We start from the raw sequence: 17,195 nt of genomic DNA on the forward strand, positions 1-17,195 counted from the left end.
GAGGATTCACATTGAATAAAATATTTTTATTAACATTCGGGATGTTCGCATTAGGAGTAGATGCTTATATAATGGCAGGAATATTACCTCAAATCGCTGATGATTTTCATGTTTCGATTGGGACTGCTGGGCAAACCGTAAGTATCTTCACAATCTGTTATGCCATTGCGGCACCTTTGTTTGCTACATGTATGAGAAAGACGAATACAAAACATACATTATTAGCAGCATTATTCCTTTTCACAGTCTCTAACTTCCTGACTGCTGTGACTCATCATTTTATTATTCTATTAATTTCTAGAGGCCTAGCTGGCATAGGTGCTGGTCTTTATTCACCATTGGCGTCATCTGCTGCTGTTACATTAGTTTCTGAAAAAAGAAGGGGGAGAGCTTTAAGCACTGTTTTACTCGGAATGAGTGCTGGAACCGTAATTGGCGTTCCATTTGGTATATATATCGCTTCCATTTATGAATGGCGCATGGCGATGTGGTTTATCGTCACAATTGGGGCAATCGGGATATTTGCTCTCTTTACTAAATTTCCTATAATAGAATCTAGTCCTTTGCCAACATTAAAAGAACGGCTAAGTATGTTCAAAAACAAAAAGATTTCACTCGTTATGGTTATCACAATGGTATTAAGTTTTTGCAGTTTAGGTTTGTATACATACTTAGATACCATCATTACTGCATATGGATTCCAAAAATCTATCCTATTTATTTGGATGTGGGGAATTGGTGGAATTGCGGGAAGTTTTATAATCGGGTTTATAATGGATTTTTATAAAAAGCCAAAGATCATATTACTGTACTTAATGGGAATCATGTTTTTCTCATTTATATGTATGGGAGTTTTCCACGAAACTGCGTTATTGTTAGCCATCTGTTTAATTCTTTGGGGAAGTACAGGGTGGGCGGCACTGGCCACCCTGCAAAAAACACTCTTAGAAATTAGTCCAGATCACGCTACCATTTCAATTGCCTTACTTAGCTCTATTAATTATTTTTCCGGTTCCATCGGGACAATGACAAACGGAATATTTTTAGAAAAAGGAATGGAACCTATCACTTTGCCTTATATAATAGCCAGTATATTACTTTTAGCCATAGGAGGACAAATCCTTTTTATCGATAAAAAAATTGTAAAAGTACGTAAATCTCACTAAATCATTATTTAAAACAATAAGCCTCTATCTCCTTCTTTTAACACTCTATCCGAAAGAATTCTCCTTCCTCAAGCGTGTGTAGGGCGATAGCCCGACGCTAGGTGGGAGTATTACTGCCTGCGAATAGTGGGATAAATAATTATATTTGTATCATAGTGCTCGAAAAAAAGCCCAAGAAGCATTTCCTTCACTTCTTGAGCTTTTTTATGTTTATCTTCTCTTCGTAATCTTCCCAGATCCGCCAACCCTTGTTTTAGGGGGAGACGTATTCTTCGGCGGGCTTTTAATCGAAGATTTCGGCTTCACATCTGAACCACTAGAACCGCCCGGTGATTTAATAATCTTTCCTTTATTCTCAGTAGACGGTGGTACAGTTTTCGTCTCTTTTTCTGTAATACTTCCTTTATCGCCTACGGATGTCTTTGGATCTACTTTATCACTTCTCTTAATAATAGAACCCTTACCTTGCTTTGTAATAGGCGGTGGTGTCTTCTTCTCTTCTTTTGTAGGCGGTCTTTCTGGAATAACCGGTTTATGATTTTTCCGATCTGTATATCCACGGTAATCGCCATGATACGATTTACGCGAATCAAATATATCGTCTAATATACTTGCTAAAATATAACCTTGTAAGAAAGATGGCTGATAATTTTGACGGACAAACTCTTTGTTACTTATCTCAATTAATGTATCCGATGGTTTCTCTTTGTCTTTCTGAATGTTGTATATTTTATCAGAATACACAAGGAACATCTGATTTTCATCTTCTTTAGACGCTTGTTTTGGTTCCTTTTCATCAATCAGCTCCTTTGCCACCTCTGGAACTGATCGATTGGCGGCCCTATACACATATGATTCTTGCTTGCCGTCTTTTGCAACTGATTCTAATGGGTAACGATCTTGAATCGATTTTTCATTTTGACACCCCGATAAAGCAAAACCAGCAATTACAAGTAACGTAACAATGGCAAAGATAGGGATTATGAATGATTTAATCATGGTAAACAATCGGTTTGACATGATTACCTCCCCCTTACGTTGCCCTTATAATTTGTACATCAGCAGAAAGAATCGATTCTCCCTCATACATCATTGTACGGCCATCTTGCCACTCAATGCGAAGTAGCTTCCGGTTGTCAGATTGGAACTCCCATACGTGTTGTTCATCAGATATTGCAAATGGCGTTTTCCCCATCACAACGGCACGTCCGTTATATTGCTCTTCCATATGATACTCGATATCATCCATTTCAATCGTTGTTGGAATCTCATTTATAGAATCTAAACGACCATCAATTGGTGCATATAGTTTATAATAGGTGCTTTCACGATTTTCAATTTTTAAATAGCGAATGGTCTTCCCGTCCTGCAATGTTAAAATAATTTCATTCCGAGAATGCATACTTGTTTTTCCAATCATTTCGTACATCACTAATGAAACTTCGATCATATCACCAGGCGTTAACGTTAATAGGCTTTTTTCTGGCTTAACGGGCTCCGGACTTTTCATTATATTTTTAATTCGTTTGAATAAACTCATAATCTATCCCCTCCTTTTCTCGTTATAGACAAGCTGCTAAAATGAGGGCCCCGACAACATGTAACGAACCAGCTAATAAAGCGTGTGCAACATTCCCTTGTTTCGTTCCCCCTTCTAAATCTAAACCAGCCACTTTTTTCAAAATGAGTTCAATAAACATTTCTACAACTAACAAAATAACGAATGAAACTGCCGATGCAAGCAGCGCTTGCCATAAATCATTTGCTTTCGTAATCGACTGTGACAAAATATATCCTTGCGCAAATAACTTCATAATAAAGCGCGTTGTCACAGCAATATTCCCTTTTTTAATTTCTGCCAAATCATTATATTTTGTAAAGATAGAATCAACCCACATAAGTACAAATAAAAGAACAGCGCTTGCTCCTGTCCATACAAGCATGGCTAACACATTCATCCATGTCATGGTGAAACCTCCTCTAGAGAATAATAGAAAACCGACATGATTGATTTTCATGACATGTCGGTTCCTTTATCTTCTATATATCCATTTTGATTTTCCAACACATAAACCGCAGCTATGAAAACAAAAACAGGTCTCCTCTTTTTGTTTTCACGCGGCATGGGGCGAAAAAGGGCACTGACCGCTCCTATGCACAGACGGATCCTCTCTCCAACCTAAAAAGAAAAGTTTTTCATTTTTATATTATTTCTCATACTGTTTCATAATACGTGCTAGTTCATCATCCACAGCTGAGTTTTTATTTAAAGCCGCAAATTCATCATCTAACGACTTTTCTTTTTTATAAATTTCACCGCTTGCTTCTGCTTCAGCCTCTAATTGAAGAGCTTTTTCTTCCATACGGCTTAAACCAGCTTTTGCTGTATTTGCATCAAATCCAGACATTGCTTGATTAATATTCTTTTGTGCTTTCGCTGCGTTCACACGCGCCACAAGTGTTTCACGTTTATTTCTCAGTTCAGTTAATTGTTTGCGCATTTCTTCCAATTTCGCACGAAGATTATCAGCTGCTGCTTTATTTTGCTCATAGCTCGCTTTGTATTCATTCATCTTTTGCTCTGCATTTTGTTTTTCTTCTAAAGCACGGCGCGCAAGATCAATATTATTTGCTTGAACAGCCATATGTGCTTGTTCTTCACGTTTCTTTACAAGTGCTTCTTGTTCTTCAAACAATAATTTAAACTTTTTCTCAAGCGCAATTTGAGCTGCTACACTCTTCTCAGCTTCTTGTACATCCTCTTGCATATCGCGTAAATATTGATCCGTCATCTTAACTGGATCTTCTGCCTTTTCAATTAATGCATACACATTTGACATCGTTAAATCTCTTAATCGTTTAAAAACAGACATTTAAACTCCTCCTATAAACTGCTTCATATTTCAAATTCAATACCTGGAAAACTAAAAATTCTTCCTCTACAGTAAGAATATTCATTTTTAAAGCCTATGTGTACATTATATCAAAACTAAGATGTCCTTACATGTTATTTCTTGAATATGCAAACTATAATATGACATTCCCTTCTCAACATTGACCTCATGTCAAATCCTTTGATATCCTCAAAATCAATTATTCAAACCACTATAAATAAAGAAGTCAGAACAAAAAGGCACATCTGATTGATATACAATCAATTCGAAGCAATTCCCAACACCCTGAGGACTATCTAAAATAATAATGACTCATACTAAAAATAGATATAGATGCTTAGATGAAATGAGTGATATGTATATGCCGATGGAACAAGGGGTTAGAGAGTATTTAGTTACAGGTTCCTATCTTGTAGTTATTGTTTCTTTAATACTTCTAATATATTGGTTCATTAAGTACAAAGAAAAACATATCATCTGGTTTATTGCACACTTCTTAACCCTTTCTTTAAGTTTATTCCTCCTGATAACCCTCCTAATTGGACCTAACTTTTCTAACTACAATATGGCATCAGAAGAAAAGTCACTTCAATTAGCCTTATCAGGAATCACTTGGGTAGTAAGTATTCTTTTCCTGTTAAAAGGAATTTCGGAGTTTATTAAATAAAACGTTCGTAATACAAATAACATCTAATCAAAAAAGGTTATGTGCTGTTTTTAGTTGCCATTTCTCACATTTTTAACTCTTTTCACTAAATTACATCATTGTAATGTTACTGTAAGCTAACTCGATAGGTAGAAGGGCGTTATTCTTATAAAATGAAATCAGAAGTCGAGGTTAAAACCAAAAACACTTTTGCTTCTCTAAATTTTAAAAACAATACATTTGTATTTACTATTATATAAAAAGGAGACAGGAAAAATGAAAAAATTAGTAGGAATCGGGTTAGCAGCGGCAATTTCATTCGGAGCATTATCAGGTTGTTCTTTACTTGGAGAAAAAGCAAATGCTTAGTATTATACGGAACAGAACAACAAGTTCAACAAATAGCAGATAAGAACAAAACAGAGGTAAAAGAAAAAGATGTATATAAAATGAAGCTTGCAACATTAGAAGGTAAGAAAGTGCTTGTAATGGATAAGAAAACTGGTGAAGAACTAGTGAAAAAAGAGCTACTCAAGAAAGTAGAAAACGAAGATACAAAAGCAATCAATAAATTACCAGCTGTAACAGCTGACCAAGGTATATTATTTGCGAAAGAAAAAGTAGGGAATGCTACAATTGATGGAGCTAAATTAAAATACGAAGGTAACACAATTATCGGTGATGGTCGTCAATATGTGGATATGTTTGCAATCGTTGATGATGCCGCATATGGTAATGTGAAGGGCGAAGAAAAATCTGTAGGTGTACTAAAATTTGATAAGGACCCAAGTAAAGAATTACCTAAAAAAAATGGGGTAGACGCATCACAACTTGTGAAAATTAAATAGCAAGTCATAAAGTGAAACTTTAATCAGTGGGGGTTTTCTCCATCCCCCACTGATTATTAGCCCTCACCAATCGGGCTTTTACGGACAGTTCATCTCCCACCTAACTTCTTTGCTTTCGCTGAATTTTGAGGTGGGGGTGTTACTGTCCGTTAATGCGGGATAAAAAAAGCTTTGCGAAATCCGCAAAGCTTTTTTCTACTTATTAACGACTTGCTCCATATCAGGACTACAACTATTTGACTGACATGATTTATTTAAGGAACATGCTGCGCATTTCCCTTTTTTACTTCTCTTCACAAAATTGAATAATGTATATCCTGCATAACCAAAAATGATAGCTCCAATTACAATATTGACCATCATTATGATACATCTCCTTCTAGAATCCGAGTAAGGATCCGACTTGGTATATAACGAACGTTAATACATAAGCAACTATAAGTGGATAAACAACAGAGAAAATTGTCCACTTGACAGATCCTGTTTCACGACGAATAACAGCTACTGTCGCCAAACATGGAACATATAACAAAATGAAGAACATAAACGCATATGCTGATAATGCAGTATAGTGTGCTCCCATTACATTTCCTAATACATCTTCTTTCACCGCATAAATAATAGCCATTGTAGAAACAACAACTTCTTTTGCTAAAAATCCTGTTAATAATGATGCCGCTGCTTGCCACGTTCCAAAACCGAGCGGTGCTAAAATTGGTGCCACGAACCCACCAATCATTGCTAAGAAACTATCTCCCATATCTACGCCAAATCCAGATGGACCAGCATAGTTGAGTAACCAGATAACAACAGATCCACCAAAGATAAATGTACCAGCTTTACGTACGAAACCTTTTCCTTTTTCCCACGTACTAAGCCACAATGTTTTTGCTTGTGGTACACGATAAGGCGGAAGCTCAATAACGAAAATAGATTTTTCTTCTTTTAAAACAGTAAGAGACATTACTTTTGTAACGAGTAAAGCAAGTACAATACCTGCAATGTATAAAGAGAACACAACAGTCGCTTGACTATTCGGGAAAAAGACTCCCGCAAATAATGCATATACAGGTAAACGCGCTGAACAAGACATAAATGGTGTTACTAAAACGGTAAGTAATCTTTCTTTTTCCTGCTCAATCGTTCTCGCTGCCATAATCCCGGGAACGTTACAACCAAAACCGATAATCATAGGAATAAATGCTTTTCCATTTAAACCAAAGAATTCCATAATACGGTCCATTACAACTGCAATGCGGGCCATATACCCTGAGTCTTCTAATAACGAAATAAAGAAGAACAATGCAAAAATTTGTGGAACGAATACTAATACCGCACCAACGCCGGCAATAATTCCCTCTGTAACGAGCGCTTGAATAAACTCAGAGGCACCAATGTTTGTTAAACCTGCCGTTACCCAATCCGTAAACTGCCCACCAAGAAATTCATCAAGCATATCTGATAACGGCGTACCAATCCACGTAAACGTAACCTGAAAAATAAAAAACATAACTGCTAAAAAGATTGGAAGTCCTAAAATTTTATGTGTAATTAACTTATCAATTTTTTCTGAAAAGGGAATCTTTCCTTCCTTTTCATGCTGAATGACATTTGTTTTTAACTTTTCAATATACGCTGCACGTGTCCGGTAAATATGCTGTTCTAGCGTACCATCAAGTTTCGCTTCTAATTTAGAACGAATTGCTACAAGCTTTTCATAAACAGGCAATCTTCTAACTTCTTGTTCTACTACTTCGTTATTACTTAAAAATTGAAGTGTAAGCCATCTAGGATGCTCATAATTTGCTTGAGTTAAAAGATCCATGATTTCTTCAATACCTGCATCTACTTCTTTACCATAAGAAAGAATGAAAGGCTTTTTCTCTTTCTTCTCGTTCTCATGAAGAGTAGCCAGTAATTCTTCACAACCTTTACCACTTCTCGCAACAACAGGAACGACCGTTACTCCTAATATTTCTGACAATCTGTTCGCATTAATAACAATTCCGCGTTGCTTCGCAACATCAATCATATTTAAACCGATAGAAACTGGTTTACCAAACTCTAGTAGTTGCAATGTTAAATGCATATTGCGCTCAAATTGAGAAGAGTCAACAATATTTAGCATATGATGAAATTCTTCTGTTAGTAGAAACTTTGTAACGACACCTTCATCACGAGAAACAGGATTTAAATCATATATACCTGGTAAATCAATTAATGTCCCTTGCTTCCCCTTTAACTTACCAACCTTCTTTTCTACTGTTACTCCGCTCCAGTTTCCTACATATTCATAAGAACCCGTCAGCGCATTAAATAATGATGTTTTCCCTGTATTCGGGTTCCCTAGCAATGCAACCTTATTCACGCTAATTCCACCTTTATCATTTTCGCGTCACAATGACGAATACTAATTAATTGTCCACGGCACTCTAATGTACACGGCCCTTTAAACATCGCTTTTTGTTTCATACGAAGTTCACTTCCTTCTGAAAGACCAAAAGCAGCTAATCTCCGCTTTAATAATTTATCTAACGTTTGTAAATTTTTAACTAATACTTTTTCACCTATTTTAATATCAACTAAGCTCATAATCTTCCCCCTCGAAAGAGAATGATAATTATTTTCAAGAAAATTATATCACATTCTATGAATCAAGTACTATATATTTTTTCTTCCTATTTATTAACATTTTGGGAGAATTATATATATCCATGTTGATTTGCTGGCATATAAGTCGCTGCTATGAAAACAAAAGGAGATCTCCACTCGTTTTCTCCTTTTGCTTTCACTTGGCGTGGAGCAGGAAGAGGGTCTGACCGCTTCTATCCATGGCCGAATCCTCTCTTCCACCTAGAAAGAAGGTTTTTATGCCGTTTCAATTTGTATTTATATATTCATTTGCCATTCTCATCCATTTCAATTACAATAAACCTAACAAATAAAGAATCTCGTTATCACAGGGGGAGCTTTGCTGCTGAGAGGGAACACTTCGTTCCGACCCTTAGAACCTGTTAGTTAATGCTAACGTAGGAATTGTGCAAACGTTGAACTTGAAATACCTCATTCTTTTTCTACTTACGTATTTCATATCTCCCTATGATAAGTATTCTTTTTTGTGCAACTTGGATTTAGGGGGATTAACAACATGCGTAACACCAATTTACAAGCGATGATTGAATCTGCAATCCTTGCAGCCTTCGCCTTGATCATCGACATTTTACCACTATCAATTAAACTTCCAACAGGCGGTTCTGTTTCATTTGCAATGATTCCTATTTTTATTATCGCTTACCGCTGGGGCTTTAAAACTGCTTTCTTAGGAGGACTCATTTGGGGTCTACTACAAATTGTAGTCGGCGATGCTTACATTTTAACGCCAGTTCAAGCGTTTATTGAGTACTTCGTTGCATTTGCTTTTATCGGTTTTGCTGGTTTATTCTATCGTCCAATTCAAAAGGCACTTGCGAACAACCAACATACATCTAACGTACAATCCGACATTGGTAGCCGCAAAGATAAACCTTCATCAAAAAGCGGGCAAGGGAAAAAGGCGCTTTTTTATATTATCCTTGCTACATTTGTTGGTAGCTTTGCCCGTTATTTCTGTCACTTTATTGCTGGTGTTATCTTCTTTGGGAAGTACGCACCACCAGGACAGTCAGCTGTTCTTTATTCATTGATCGTGAATGGTAGTACAATGCTCGGTTCATTTGCATTATGCACAGTATTACTACTACTCCTGTTTTCAACTTCACCACGCTTATTTAAAAGTATTGGTGCGCATAATATGAATTTTAAAAATAAGAGTGCCTAAATGGCAGTCTTATTTTTTATCATTTTAACCGAGAAGATCCCCCCTCTAAACGAAGTGAAGGTGGGGGTCTTACTGCCCGTTAATACGGGATAAAAACCAAAAGGCCTTTCTCTACTGAGAAAGACCTTTTTCATTCTGTGTATTTAGACAAACCCTACTACACTTTTTTATTTAAATAGAAGTAAAACAACACACCATCTGCTGTATTATTTACACCATACTCTACGCCATGAAGTTCCAAAATATTTTTGGAAATAGCAAGTCCGAGTCCCGTTCCACCGTTTGAACGTTGACGAGCTGTATCTATACGGTAAAAACGGTCCCATATTTTATCTAATTGTTCTTCTTCAATATGAGTGCCTTTATTTTCTATACAAATCTTTATTTGATTTAGCTCATCTATTGTAGAAATAATAATATCCTCTTTTTCAGGTGTATAACGGATTGCATTCGTAATGAAATTGACAATTACTTGCTCAATACGATGTTGATTTGCAACAACTTGAGCTGGAGATATGTGTTTGTGAATATGAAGTTGTTTCTTCTCTATTTCTAATGATAGTTGTCCACATATATGCTCAATGACCTCATCAATATGAAAAGTATCCATCTGCATTTTATACGTGCCAGATTCAAATTTAGCTAACTCCAGCATGTCCAAAATTAACATATCCATCTTATCCACTTCTTTTTCCATTGCCTGAAAATAATATTCTTTCTTATGTTCGGCTACCCCATCTTTTAGAATCGAAATACAGCTTTTCATAATACTTAGCGGTGTTTTCAATTCATGTGAGACACCTGAAATAAATTCTTTTCTCGTATTTTCTAGCTTTCTTTCTTTTTCAATATCTTGTTCTAATTGTTCAATATGTGTGTGCAATGTATTTGATAATATATTAATGTTGTTAGATAAATCGCCAATCTCATCTTTTGAAGTAATTGGGATTCTTTCCGAAAAATCTAAATGTGCAATTTTTTTCGTTGTATCATTAATTCGTAATAGCGGTTTTGCAATTTGTTTTGAGTAATAAAAAGATGCCAACAAGGTAAGTACTAGCACAAATGCAATAATATATACATAATAATCCTTTACCATTTGTACTGCTTCATCTACGGGCTGCAAGGACGCCATCGCGAATATATATGTTAAAGAGCCATCCTTTTCCTTTATCGGTTTGATTAATAATTTATATTTTATATCATTTTTTTCATAGTCATTTATTCTTAAGGCATCATTGTTATCTTTATTTTCATTTAACAGTAAGTCCGCTTGAAATTCTTTTATACTCTCCAAGAACAAAGTGTTTTTATAAAGTGGATTCACTATCCCTTTACTATCAGGTAGTTGCACTTTTGTAACGGTTCCCCCAAAACCAGTACTAGGAACTTGAGCAGCACTTTTCTTTTCCTCTTTCACCTTAGGAGCTATTTCATTTATTTTCTTATCTAATGGCTTGTTGGACCAATTTATACTACCCTTACTTAAATTTAATACAGCAGGAACAAATGTAGAATCTCTAACCATTCCATAAACTGAAATTTGCACCCCTGAAAAATACGGCATTTTTTCATTTTCAACCTCTTCTATCCCCATAAGATAATAGAGAGGGATTGTAAGGTTTGTTTTTCCAAGTTCCTTCTGCGATAGCCGATCCAGCTTTACTTCTAAATAAAAATCAGTCGCATGTTTTAAATTCCCATCACTATCTAATGCTGTAATCCATGTATTATTTTCTCTATAAAAATCTTGTTCCAGTTTCTGAATTGCTTCTGTGTTACCATCACTATTCAAATACTCTCTCTCAAAGGAGCTTATATTTGTTTTAATATCACTAACTTTTCTGTTGGCATAATATTGTTTAAAAAATATCGTTTGTCCAATAAAAATCGTCGCTAAAATCAACATGCATAGTGCTGTTGTAAGAATAAATAATTTGAGTACAATCCCTTTGCTCATACATTCCCCTCAAATTTATACCCCATCCGAACAACAGTCGTAATGTACTTTGCTTTATCTCCTAATTTATTTCGTAAATTACGGATATGACTATTCACTGTCCGGTCATCACCAGCAAATTCATATCCCCAAATTCTTGAAATCAATTGCTCTCTTGTCAAAACAATCCCTTGATTCTGCATAAAATAGGTCAATATCTCAAACTCTGTATGTGTTAAATTAATGTCCACTCCTTCTATCGTAACGATACGTGATGGGAAATGAACACAAATTCCATGAATAGATAGCGTATCATCTTCATTACTTGGAGATTTACTTGTAAGTATTCGACTTTCAAGTAATCGCTTTGCCCTCGCTAGTAAAATAGGCGGACTATATGGCTTCGTTACATAATCATCCGCTCCTAACTCAAATCCAAGTAACGTATCATCTTCATCCACACGTGCCGTGAGCATAATAATCGGCACTTGAGACGTTTTACGGATTCTTCGGCAAACAGACCAACCATCCAATTCCGGTAACATGATATCAAGAATAACTAAATGAACCTCTTCTTCTTCAAACAAGGATAAAGCTTCTTTCCCATCTCTTGCCTCAAGTACTTTATATTGTTCATTTAGAAAATAATCTTTCAATATTTCGCGTAAAATATCTTCATCCTCAACAATTAAAATTGTTTTTGTCATATTCCCTTCCCCCTTCTCTCATTCTAAATAGCTAAAGACAGAGTACTATACTCTCATTTTGAATCAGTAGCAATCAATTTCGCTTCAATAATATATCGATCTGGTGCATCACCTATATAATCAAATGGATAGCACGTCGTCAGCGTTAATGTTGGTTCTTCTTTCTTTACTATGACTGTGCGATCATCCGCATGTGTAATCCACATTTTTTGAATTTCATAAGTATAAATCTTATTATCGTATTCCACAATGAGGTTATCTTTTTCTTTAAGCTCTCCTAGCTCTGTAAATACAGTATCGCGATGTCCACTCAGTACAGTGTGTCCTCCTTCAGATGGAGCTGTTGTCATATCACTAACAAACATACCTACCCCTTTTTTCAATGTGGTATCACTTGCCCCCCAATATATAGAGAACTTCTTCTTTATTTTTGGGATATTTAACATCGCTACTTTCTCTCCTTCTTTATATTGCATTTGAGAAGAAGGTACTTGAGAATTCACAGATGTTTCAGTGGAATGCCCTTTTAATTCTATTTTTTCAAAATGCTTTATCTCTTCTGTCGTTAAATCTTGTGCGGAACTTTTTCCTTTATACCATTCAAAAAAATAATACGTCCCCATAAGAATACCGACTATCATGAAAGCAAGTCCAATACGATTTATAAGTCTCACTTTAATCCCTCCATGCAAAAAATGGTAGGGATATCCTACCATTTTTAATATATGAAATTATCCCATTCTTTATAGACTAATTTATATTTTGTTTTACGCTTTAATTTTACGGCGCGTAAATCCAAACAATGATCCTAATGCTACAAGGCACGCGCTTAACGTCATCATTGTTATGCTATTTGATGCTGTATTTGGTAGTTTTTCACCTTTTGTAGCTTGCACTGCTGCTTCTTTTTTCATTTGATCTTGTTTTTGTTGCTCTTGCACTACCGCTTCTTTTTTCATCTTATCTTGTTTTTGTTGCTCTTGCACTGCCGCTTCTTTTTTCATCTTATCTTGTTTTTGTTGTTCCTGCATTGCTGCTTCTTTTTTCGTTGTATCTTGCTGTACTTGTGCTACTTCTTCCTTTGTCATTGTCCCAGTAGACGCACTTGCTACCGAAGAATATCCTACTGATAAAAGTGCCATCGCACAGATTGGTAAAAGTTTCTTTTTCATTTTATATCTCTCCTTAGTATACTTTTTTCACATCGCATCGGATGTATTTATAGAATATATCTGTTATGTAAATATGAGATGCAGATGAAATGGATTTTTCTTAAAGATTCAATTACCTTCAAGAAAGCAAAATTCCCTATGCACACCTCTCTATTTACGGAATAAAAAGAGGCTGCCGAAAGTAGCTAATTCAACTACTTTCGACAGCCTCTTTTTTTAAATATCTAGAGCATAACACCGTTATCTTTAAATGAATACCAAGTACCATTAATTAAGTGTTTGCCTGTTGCCATTGCACCGTCAGATTTTAAATAATACCAGTTCCCAGATTCTTGCAACCAACCTGTTTTCATCGTACCATTCGGATTCATATAATACCAACCTGTATCATTTCTTATCCATCCAGTTGCCATTAATCCACGATGAATATAATACCACTTATTCCCTTCTTTTACCCAACCTGTTTTGAATGATCCATCTTGGTTTGCATATAACCAGCGATTTCCACCATCATGTATCCAACCAGTCTGCATAACACCATCATTACCTAAATAATAATCTCTTCCATTTACCCTAACATAATCTTTTTGCACCATGATTCCATCTATAAAGTAATACCAATTTCCGTTATAACTTACCCATCCTTCATGAGCTTTTCCATCTTTATCAAAGTAATACCATGAATCTCCAGCTTTTACCCATCTCATTTTTTGTATAGCTTGTTCTTCTTTCGGGACAGCCTGATTCACATTTCCACTTGTTTCTGCATGAGAAACGGCAGGTACTAAAAACATTACAGACATTAAAACTAGCAAAATAATTTTTTTCATTTTTCCCAGTCTCCCAAATAATAAATTATTTTTTAGTTTCTATACCCTACAAGTAAATTATATTACTAATTATAGGTGTAAACAACACTTTTGTAATATAATTGTAATATTTTTATCACTTTTGTTACTTTTATATTTTTATGGTAACATTTTACCGTTACATTCTTACAATTAGTATAGATATTTCTCTTTCACTAAATTCCTTTTTATCCCGCATGAATGGAAATTCATGCGGGATAAAAAAGCATTGTAGAGGGAATCTACAATGCTTTTTCTGTGTCTCAGTGTCTAATTGTTACTTTCGCGTGAATTTAGAGTAAAAGGGGCTGGAGTGATAACTAATTGTCTCGGCTCAGTTTTCTTTAAGTGATTTTTGACGTTACACTTACGACGTTGGAAGGCCCATGCCTCTATCGGGTTTGTGAGAATGATCCTTTGCTCTTCATTAGGGGTCTCTTCTTCAAACTTACAACTTTCGCTCCATTTACACCACTTCATTGTAAACTGTGAAGAAGAATGATCGTTTTCCCGATCAAACAAGTGCAAAAGGCACATCTCTTCATCTAGTACCATCTTATTACTAGTTGATAACAAAGCAAGGGTCGTCCAACGTTTCTCCATTCCCTCCTACTCCTTTTCACATATAGTGCCTAAAGCTTATTTTACCTAAAATGTGCTTCCCTTTTACCTTACATCTATAAGTTTATCCAAAAGATGACTACTCAACTATCGATTTTTCTTACAAATCACCTTACATTTTTGTAAGAAATGAAAAAACCCTTCATCTAAACGAATGGAGGGTTTTTAATCATTTTTCATCTATATATTTTTTCATATCATCTAATCCAGCTTCATACAGTTGCAACATCATTCCATGAGAAATTGCTCCAAGAACTAAAGTCATCCCAATGAGTGAAATGCGAATAGCAGGAACATCAATTAAGTAAGCCAACATACCAAGAACAATTGTTAAAAGTGATGCTTTTATAAATGTAACACTTGTGTACTGTTTCTTTTTCATGGTTATCACCCTTCATGGAAGCGTTTTCTCAATATGGTCAGTATATCATATCATCAGATTATTTTGTGGGGATTTTTGTAAAAAGAATGCTATTATACAAATAAAGGAATTCCTCTAAGATAAATCCAATTCTTTTTTATTTCCTCACCTCTACTCTCTAACCACGTTGGACGAAAAATAATACTCTAGATAAATCTTCTGCTTACTCTATTCTATTATGTTTATATCCGTTCACTACTTTCGTCATACAATATAAAAGAATCATATAAAACATAACTGGGATTATAATAATTCTTGGCTCTAGCATTAATTCTCCATAGTAATAACTAATTAAATTTGCCCAGTCATTTAGGTATGGAAAATATATACTAAATTGATCATGAGCTTGCCCGGAAACAATTTTCGTTCCCCCTAAAAATAATTTAAACAGGGCAAGATGTAACATAATTAATAATACTTGCACCATTTGCTCTCCAATTTGAAATATAATTTGTGGTTGCAATACTTTCATAATATGAGTTCGAAACACATGCCATCTGCTTCCTCCTAATAAGAAAGAACTCTTTACATATTCCTTGTTCCAAAGTTGCTGAACTTCTTTATGAAAAAATCGTGTCATTCCTGGCACTGCTACAAAAACGAATACAAGAAATTGTATACATAGTACTTCTATATTTGTGACAATAGGTTTCGTTCGTAGCTCATAAATGATAAATGGTGTAAGAAATAAGATACAAAATAACGTTTGCGGAAAAAATTGCAAACTAACAGTAACACGTTGTAAGAAAGAAAGTCCCCACTTATCATTATGAATGAACAGGCTCATCAATAAAGAAATGATTACTCTAGCAACTGCCACAAAAAATGAAATTAAAATTGTGTACTTAGCCCCATCTATTACTTTATAAAATAAATCTTCTCCTTCTCGATCCGTTCCAAACCAATGTGCACGGGAAATTGAAAAAGGAGCCGCTTCAACAATTTCTCCTTTTTCATTGTATCGATATTCCACTACCTTAGACTCCTCTTGAAAATATGGGAGTGTAATACTTATTATTAATAATAAAATAATCGGGAATAAGAAGTACTTATAACGCTGGCTATGCATACAACTTCCTCCTTAACCAATTCAATCCTACTATTACTCCATACATAGGCACTATAAATAACAGCAGCAAATAAACGATAATCACCGGATCTTGACCGCTAATCAAAATCGAAAATAAACCTCTTATGTTAAACATATACTCAAAAACGAATAAACTCGTTATCAAGGCTAGTAATATTGATTCAATATGATTCACAACTGAAACAACCATATTGCGAAAAATATGCCTGCACAAAATATACATGTTACCAAACCCTTTCGCTCTCGCAAACATAACATAATCTTGCTTCTGCTCCTCATTTATAAGTAGCATTTGAAATTGGAATAAAGAGATGGTAGGTATAATAGCTAAAATGAGAAGTGGTAATACAATAGATGTATTTTGCATCGTAGAAAATGGATGTAATGGTAAAAATCCGGTATACCTATATATACTTACCATGAAAAGTTGAAGAAAAAAAATTAGGAAGACATCTGGAATTGTTTTAAGAAAAAATACAGCTTCTTCTATCACTCTCTGTACACGCCTCGGTGAAACCGCCGCAATGATACTACATAAAAAAGACGAACAGATAGAAACTATAAGCGCTCCAAGTATAAGCACGAGTGAATATGTATATGGCTTAAATATAAGTGGAAATAAGGGAAATTCCCTTTCTTGTATCTTAAATATTTGTACATTGTTTGAAACAGTCGCTACTTGTGTAGCCATTTTCAGCTTTAACTCTTCTGGATGTATAAGTGCAGAGATAACATGTATACATTGTGTAAAAAAATGCTCTACATGTATTCCAACTTTCTTCCCATTTATAAATAACATCGGAAGACTTACAATCACTACAAATAGCATAATCATAATAAATAGTTGAAGAATTATTGAGATTATTTTTTTAAACATTCCATTCTCCTCTCAATTTCTCTAGCATGAACGGATCATGAAAACTTCAAATCGAACTTTCATTTTATTTTATTCTGGCTTTCCTAATATAAACCTTTAGCCAATATGTATTTCTCTTTTTTGACTTTTCCCCTTCAATCCTTTACAGT

General features: G+C 35.0%; 19 protein-coding genes, 1 pseudogene and 1 riboswitch. Of the genes and pseudogenes, 4 read left to right on the plus strand and 16 right to left on the minus strand.

Annotated features, from left to right (window positions below):
- Positions 1–11 precede the first annotated feature (11 nt).
- A complete protein-coding gene (locus tag NSQ40_RS24390) occupies positions 12–1,166 on the plus strand; it encodes an MFS transporter (protein ID WP_033796504.1) in 1,155 nt (384 codons plus the stop codon).
- Between the two features lie 210 nt (positions 1,167–1,376).
- Here NSQ40_RS24390 and NSQ40_RS24395 read toward each other — a convergent pair whose 3' ends face one another.
- From NSQ40_RS24395 to NSQ40_RS24410, 4 genes are all read right to left on the minus strand, one after another.
- Positions 1,377–2,186 (minus strand): DUF4247 domain-containing protein, encoded by an 810-nt coding sequence (locus NSQ40_RS24395; protein WP_018764615.1) that lies wholly within the window; start codon positions 2,184–2,186, stop codon positions 1,377–1,379.
- Between the two features lie 13 nt (positions 2,187–2,199).
- Positions 2,200–2,706, minus strand: coding sequence for a DUF4178 domain-containing protein (locus NSQ40_RS24400; protein WP_003201369.1), 507 nt, complete (start codon positions 2,704–2,706; stop codon positions 2,200–2,202).
- 22 nt (positions 2,707–2,728) lie between these two features.
- Complete coding sequence (locus tag NSQ40_RS24405; RefSeq protein WP_003201367.1) at positions 2,729–3,133, minus strand: DUF350 domain-containing protein; 405 nt, start codon at positions 3,131–3,133, stop codon at positions 2,729–2,731.
- A 240-nt stretch (positions 3,134–3,373) separates the two neighbouring features.
- Positions 3,374–4,039: a PspA/IM30 family protein gene (locus NSQ40_RS24410; protein WP_003201365.1), complete on the minus strand. Its 666-nt coding sequence runs from the start codon at positions 4,037–4,039 to the stop codon at positions 3,374–3,376.
- A 367-nt stretch (positions 4,040–4,406) separates the two neighbouring features.
- Between NSQ40_RS24410 and NSQ40_RS24415 the strand changes: the two genes are divergently transcribed.
- Both NSQ40_RS24415 and NSQ40_RS24420 read left to right on the plus strand, forming a co-directional pair.
- On the plus strand, positions 4,407–4,727 hold the full coding sequence (locus NSQ40_RS24415) for a hypothetical protein (protein WP_003208856.1): 321 nt from the start codon (positions 4,407–4,409) through the stop codon (positions 4,725–4,727).
- A 255-nt stretch (positions 4,728–4,982) separates the two neighbouring features.
- Positions 4,983–5,554, plus strand: a pseudogene (locus NSQ40_RS24420) (lipoprotein BA_5634 family protein).
- Positions 5,555–5,749: 195 nt separating this feature from the next.
- Here NSQ40_RS24420 and NSQ40_RS24425 read toward each other — a convergent pair.
- The 3 genes from NSQ40_RS24425 to NSQ40_RS24435 are packed head-to-tail and all read right to left on the minus strand — an operon-like array spanning position 5,750 to position 8,146.
- Positions 5,750–5,917 carry a FeoB-associated Cys-rich membrane protein gene (locus NSQ40_RS24425; protein WP_003201403.1) on the minus strand — a complete coding sequence of 56 codons (168 nt, stop codon included), beginning with the start codon at positions 5,915–5,917 and terminating at the stop codon, positions 5,750–5,752.
- Between the two features lie 16 nt (positions 5,918–5,933).
- Positions 5,934–7,922 carry a ferrous iron transport protein B gene (feoB, locus tag NSQ40_RS24430; protein ID WP_033796502.1) on the minus strand — a complete coding sequence of 663 codons (1,989 nt, stop codon included), beginning with the start codon at positions 7,920–7,922 and terminating at the stop codon, positions 5,934–5,936.
- A complete protein-coding gene (locus NSQ40_RS24435; RefSeq protein WP_003208854.1) occupies positions 7,919–8,146 on the minus strand; it encodes a FeoA family protein in 228 nt (75 codons plus the stop codon). Before NSQ40_RS24435 ends, feoB begins: the two co-directional genes overlap by 4 nt.
- A 360-nt stretch (positions 8,147–8,506) precedes the next feature.
- A riboswitch (TPP riboswitch) is annotated at positions 8,507–8,608 on the plus strand.
- A gap of 94 nt (positions 8,609–8,702) precedes the next feature.
- Here NSQ40_RS24435 and thiT point away from each other — a divergent pair.
- A complete protein-coding gene (thiT, locus tag NSQ40_RS24440; RefSeq protein WP_018764620.1) occupies positions 8,703–9,371 on the plus strand; it encodes an energy-coupled thiamine transporter ThiT in 669 nt (222 codons plus the stop codon).
- 157 nt (positions 9,372–9,528) lie between these two features.
- On the opposite strand, the gene NSQ40_RS24445 is transcribed toward thiT, so the two are convergent.
- From NSQ40_RS24445 to NSQ40_RS24485, 9 genes are all read right to left on the minus strand, one after another.
- Positions 9,529–11,331 carry a sensor histidine kinase gene (locus NSQ40_RS24445; protein WP_033796501.1) on the minus strand — a complete coding sequence of 601 codons (1,803 nt, stop codon included), beginning with the start codon at positions 11,329–11,331 and terminating at the stop codon, positions 9,529–9,531.
- Complete coding sequence (locus NSQ40_RS24450; RefSeq protein WP_003201411.1) at positions 11,328–12,017, minus strand: response regulator transcription factor; 690 nt, start codon at positions 12,015–12,017, stop codon at positions 11,328–11,330. Before NSQ40_RS24450 ends, NSQ40_RS24445 begins: the two co-directional genes overlap by 4 nt.
- Before the next feature lie 53 nt (positions 12,018–12,070).
- Positions 12,071–12,691: a class D sortase gene (locus NSQ40_RS24455; RefSeq protein ID WP_018764622.1), complete on the minus strand. Its 621-nt coding sequence runs from the start codon at positions 12,689–12,691 to the stop codon at positions 12,071–12,073.
- Between the two features lie 93 nt (positions 12,692–12,784).
- Complete coding sequence (locus tag NSQ40_RS24460) at positions 12,785–13,189, minus strand: LPXTG cell wall anchor domain-containing protein (RefSeq protein WP_003201407.1); 405 nt, start codon at positions 13,187–13,189, stop codon at positions 12,785–12,787.
- 224 nt (positions 13,190–13,413) lie between these two features.
- Complete coding sequence (locus NSQ40_RS24465; RefSeq protein WP_033797774.1) at positions 13,414–14,019, minus strand: N-acetylmuramoyl-L-alanine amidase family protein; 606 nt, start codon at positions 14,017–14,019, stop codon at positions 13,414–13,416.
- Positions 14,020–14,307: 288 nt separating this feature from the next.
- Positions 14,308–14,640 carry a hypothetical protein gene (locus NSQ40_RS24470; protein ID WP_033796500.1) on the minus strand — a complete coding sequence of 111 codons (333 nt, stop codon included), beginning with the start codon at positions 14,638–14,640 and terminating at the stop codon, positions 14,308–14,310.
- Positions 14,641–14,827: 187 nt separating this feature from the next.
- The gene (locus NSQ40_RS24475) at positions 14,828–15,040 is read right to left on the minus strand and encodes a hypothetical protein (RefSeq protein WP_003201418.1); all 213 of its coding nucleotides are present in this window, start codon (positions 15,038–15,040) and stop codon (positions 14,828–14,830) included.
- A gap of 202 nt (positions 15,041–15,242) precedes the next feature.
- Positions 15,243–16,148 (minus strand): ABC transporter permease subunit, encoded by a 906-nt coding sequence (locus NSQ40_RS24480; protein ID WP_018764626.1) that lies wholly within the window; start codon positions 16,146–16,148, stop codon positions 15,243–15,245.
- Positions 16,141–17,046: an ABC transporter permease subunit gene (locus NSQ40_RS24485; RefSeq protein ID WP_098114067.1), complete on the minus strand. Its 906-nt coding sequence runs from the start codon at positions 17,044–17,046 to the stop codon at positions 16,141–16,143. Before NSQ40_RS24485 ends, NSQ40_RS24480 begins: the two co-directional genes overlap by 8 nt.
- Positions 17,047–17,195: the final 149 nt, after the last annotated feature.

The organism is Bacillus sp. FSL K6-6038, assembly GCF_038050455.1.
GTDB classification, from domain to species: domain Bacteria; phylum Bacillota; class Bacilli; order Bacillales; family Bacillaceae_G; genus Bacillus_A; species Bacillus_A pseudomycoides.

What these genes read in the sequence shown, in the direction of transcription:
- NSQ40_RS24470 (WP_033796500.1), bottom strand. Translation starts at nt 14,640, where the DNA reads ATGGAGAAACGTTGGACGACCCTTGCTTTGTTATCAACTAGTAATAAG.
- NSQ40_RS24480 (WP_018764626.1), bottom strand. Translation starts at nt 16,148, where the DNA reads ATGCATAGCCAGCGTTATAAGTACTTCTTATTCCCGATTATTTTATTA.
- NSQ40_RS24445 (WP_033796501.1), bottom strand. Translation starts at nt 11,331, where the DNA reads ATGAGCAAAGGGATTGTACTCAAATTATTTATTCTTACAACAGCACTA.
- NSQ40_RS24415 (WP_003208856.1), top strand. Translation starts at nt 4,407, where the DNA reads ATGAGTGATATGTATATGCCGATGGAACAAGGGGTTAGAGAGTATTTA.
- NSQ40_RS24400 (WP_003201369.1), bottom strand. Translation starts at nt 2,706, where the DNA reads ATGAGTTTATTCAAACGAATTAAAAATATAATGAAAAGTCCGGAGCCC.
- NSQ40_RS24425 (WP_003201403.1), bottom strand. Translation starts at nt 5,917, where the DNA reads ATGATGGTCAATATTGTAATTGGAGCTATCATTTTTGGTTATGCAGGA.
- NSQ40_RS24450 (WP_003201411.1), bottom strand. Translation starts at nt 12,017, where the DNA reads ATGACAAAAACAATTTTAATTGTTGAGGATGAAGATATTTTACGCGAA.
- NSQ40_RS24395 (WP_018764615.1), bottom strand. Translation starts at nt 2,186, where the DNA reads ATGTCAAACCGATTGTTTACCATGATTAAATCATTCATAATCCCTATC.
- thiT (WP_018764620.1), top strand. Translation starts at nt 8,703, where the DNA reads ATGCGTAACACCAATTTACAAGCGATGATTGAATCTGCAATCCTTGCA.
- NSQ40_RS24460 (WP_003201407.1), bottom strand. Translation starts at nt 13,189, where the DNA reads ATGAAAAAGAAACTTTTACCAATCTGTGCGATGGCACTTTTATCAGTA.
- NSQ40_RS24410 (WP_003201365.1), bottom strand. Translation starts at nt 4,039, where the DNA reads ATGTCTGTTTTTAAACGATTAAGAGATTTAACGATGTCAAATGTGTAT.
- NSQ40_RS24435 (WP_003208854.1), bottom strand. Translation starts at nt 8,146, where the DNA reads ATGAGCTTAGTTGATATTAAAATAGGTGAAAAAGTATTAGTTAAAAAT.
- NSQ40_RS24485 (WP_098114067.1), bottom strand. Translation starts at nt 17,046, where the DNA reads ATGTTTAAAAAAATAATCTCAATAATTCTTCAACTATTTATTATGATT.
- NSQ40_RS24465 (WP_033797774.1), bottom strand. Translation starts at nt 14,019, where the DNA reads ATGAAAAAAATTATTTTGCTAGTTTTAATGTCTGTAATGTTTTTAGTA.
- NSQ40_RS24475 (WP_003201418.1), bottom strand. Translation starts at nt 15,040, where the DNA reads ATGAAAAAGAAACAGTACACAAGTGTTACATTTATAAAAGCATCACTT.
- NSQ40_RS24405 (WP_003201367.1), bottom strand. Translation starts at nt 3,133, where the DNA reads ATGACATGGATGAATGTGTTAGCCATGCTTGTATGGACAGGAGCAAGC.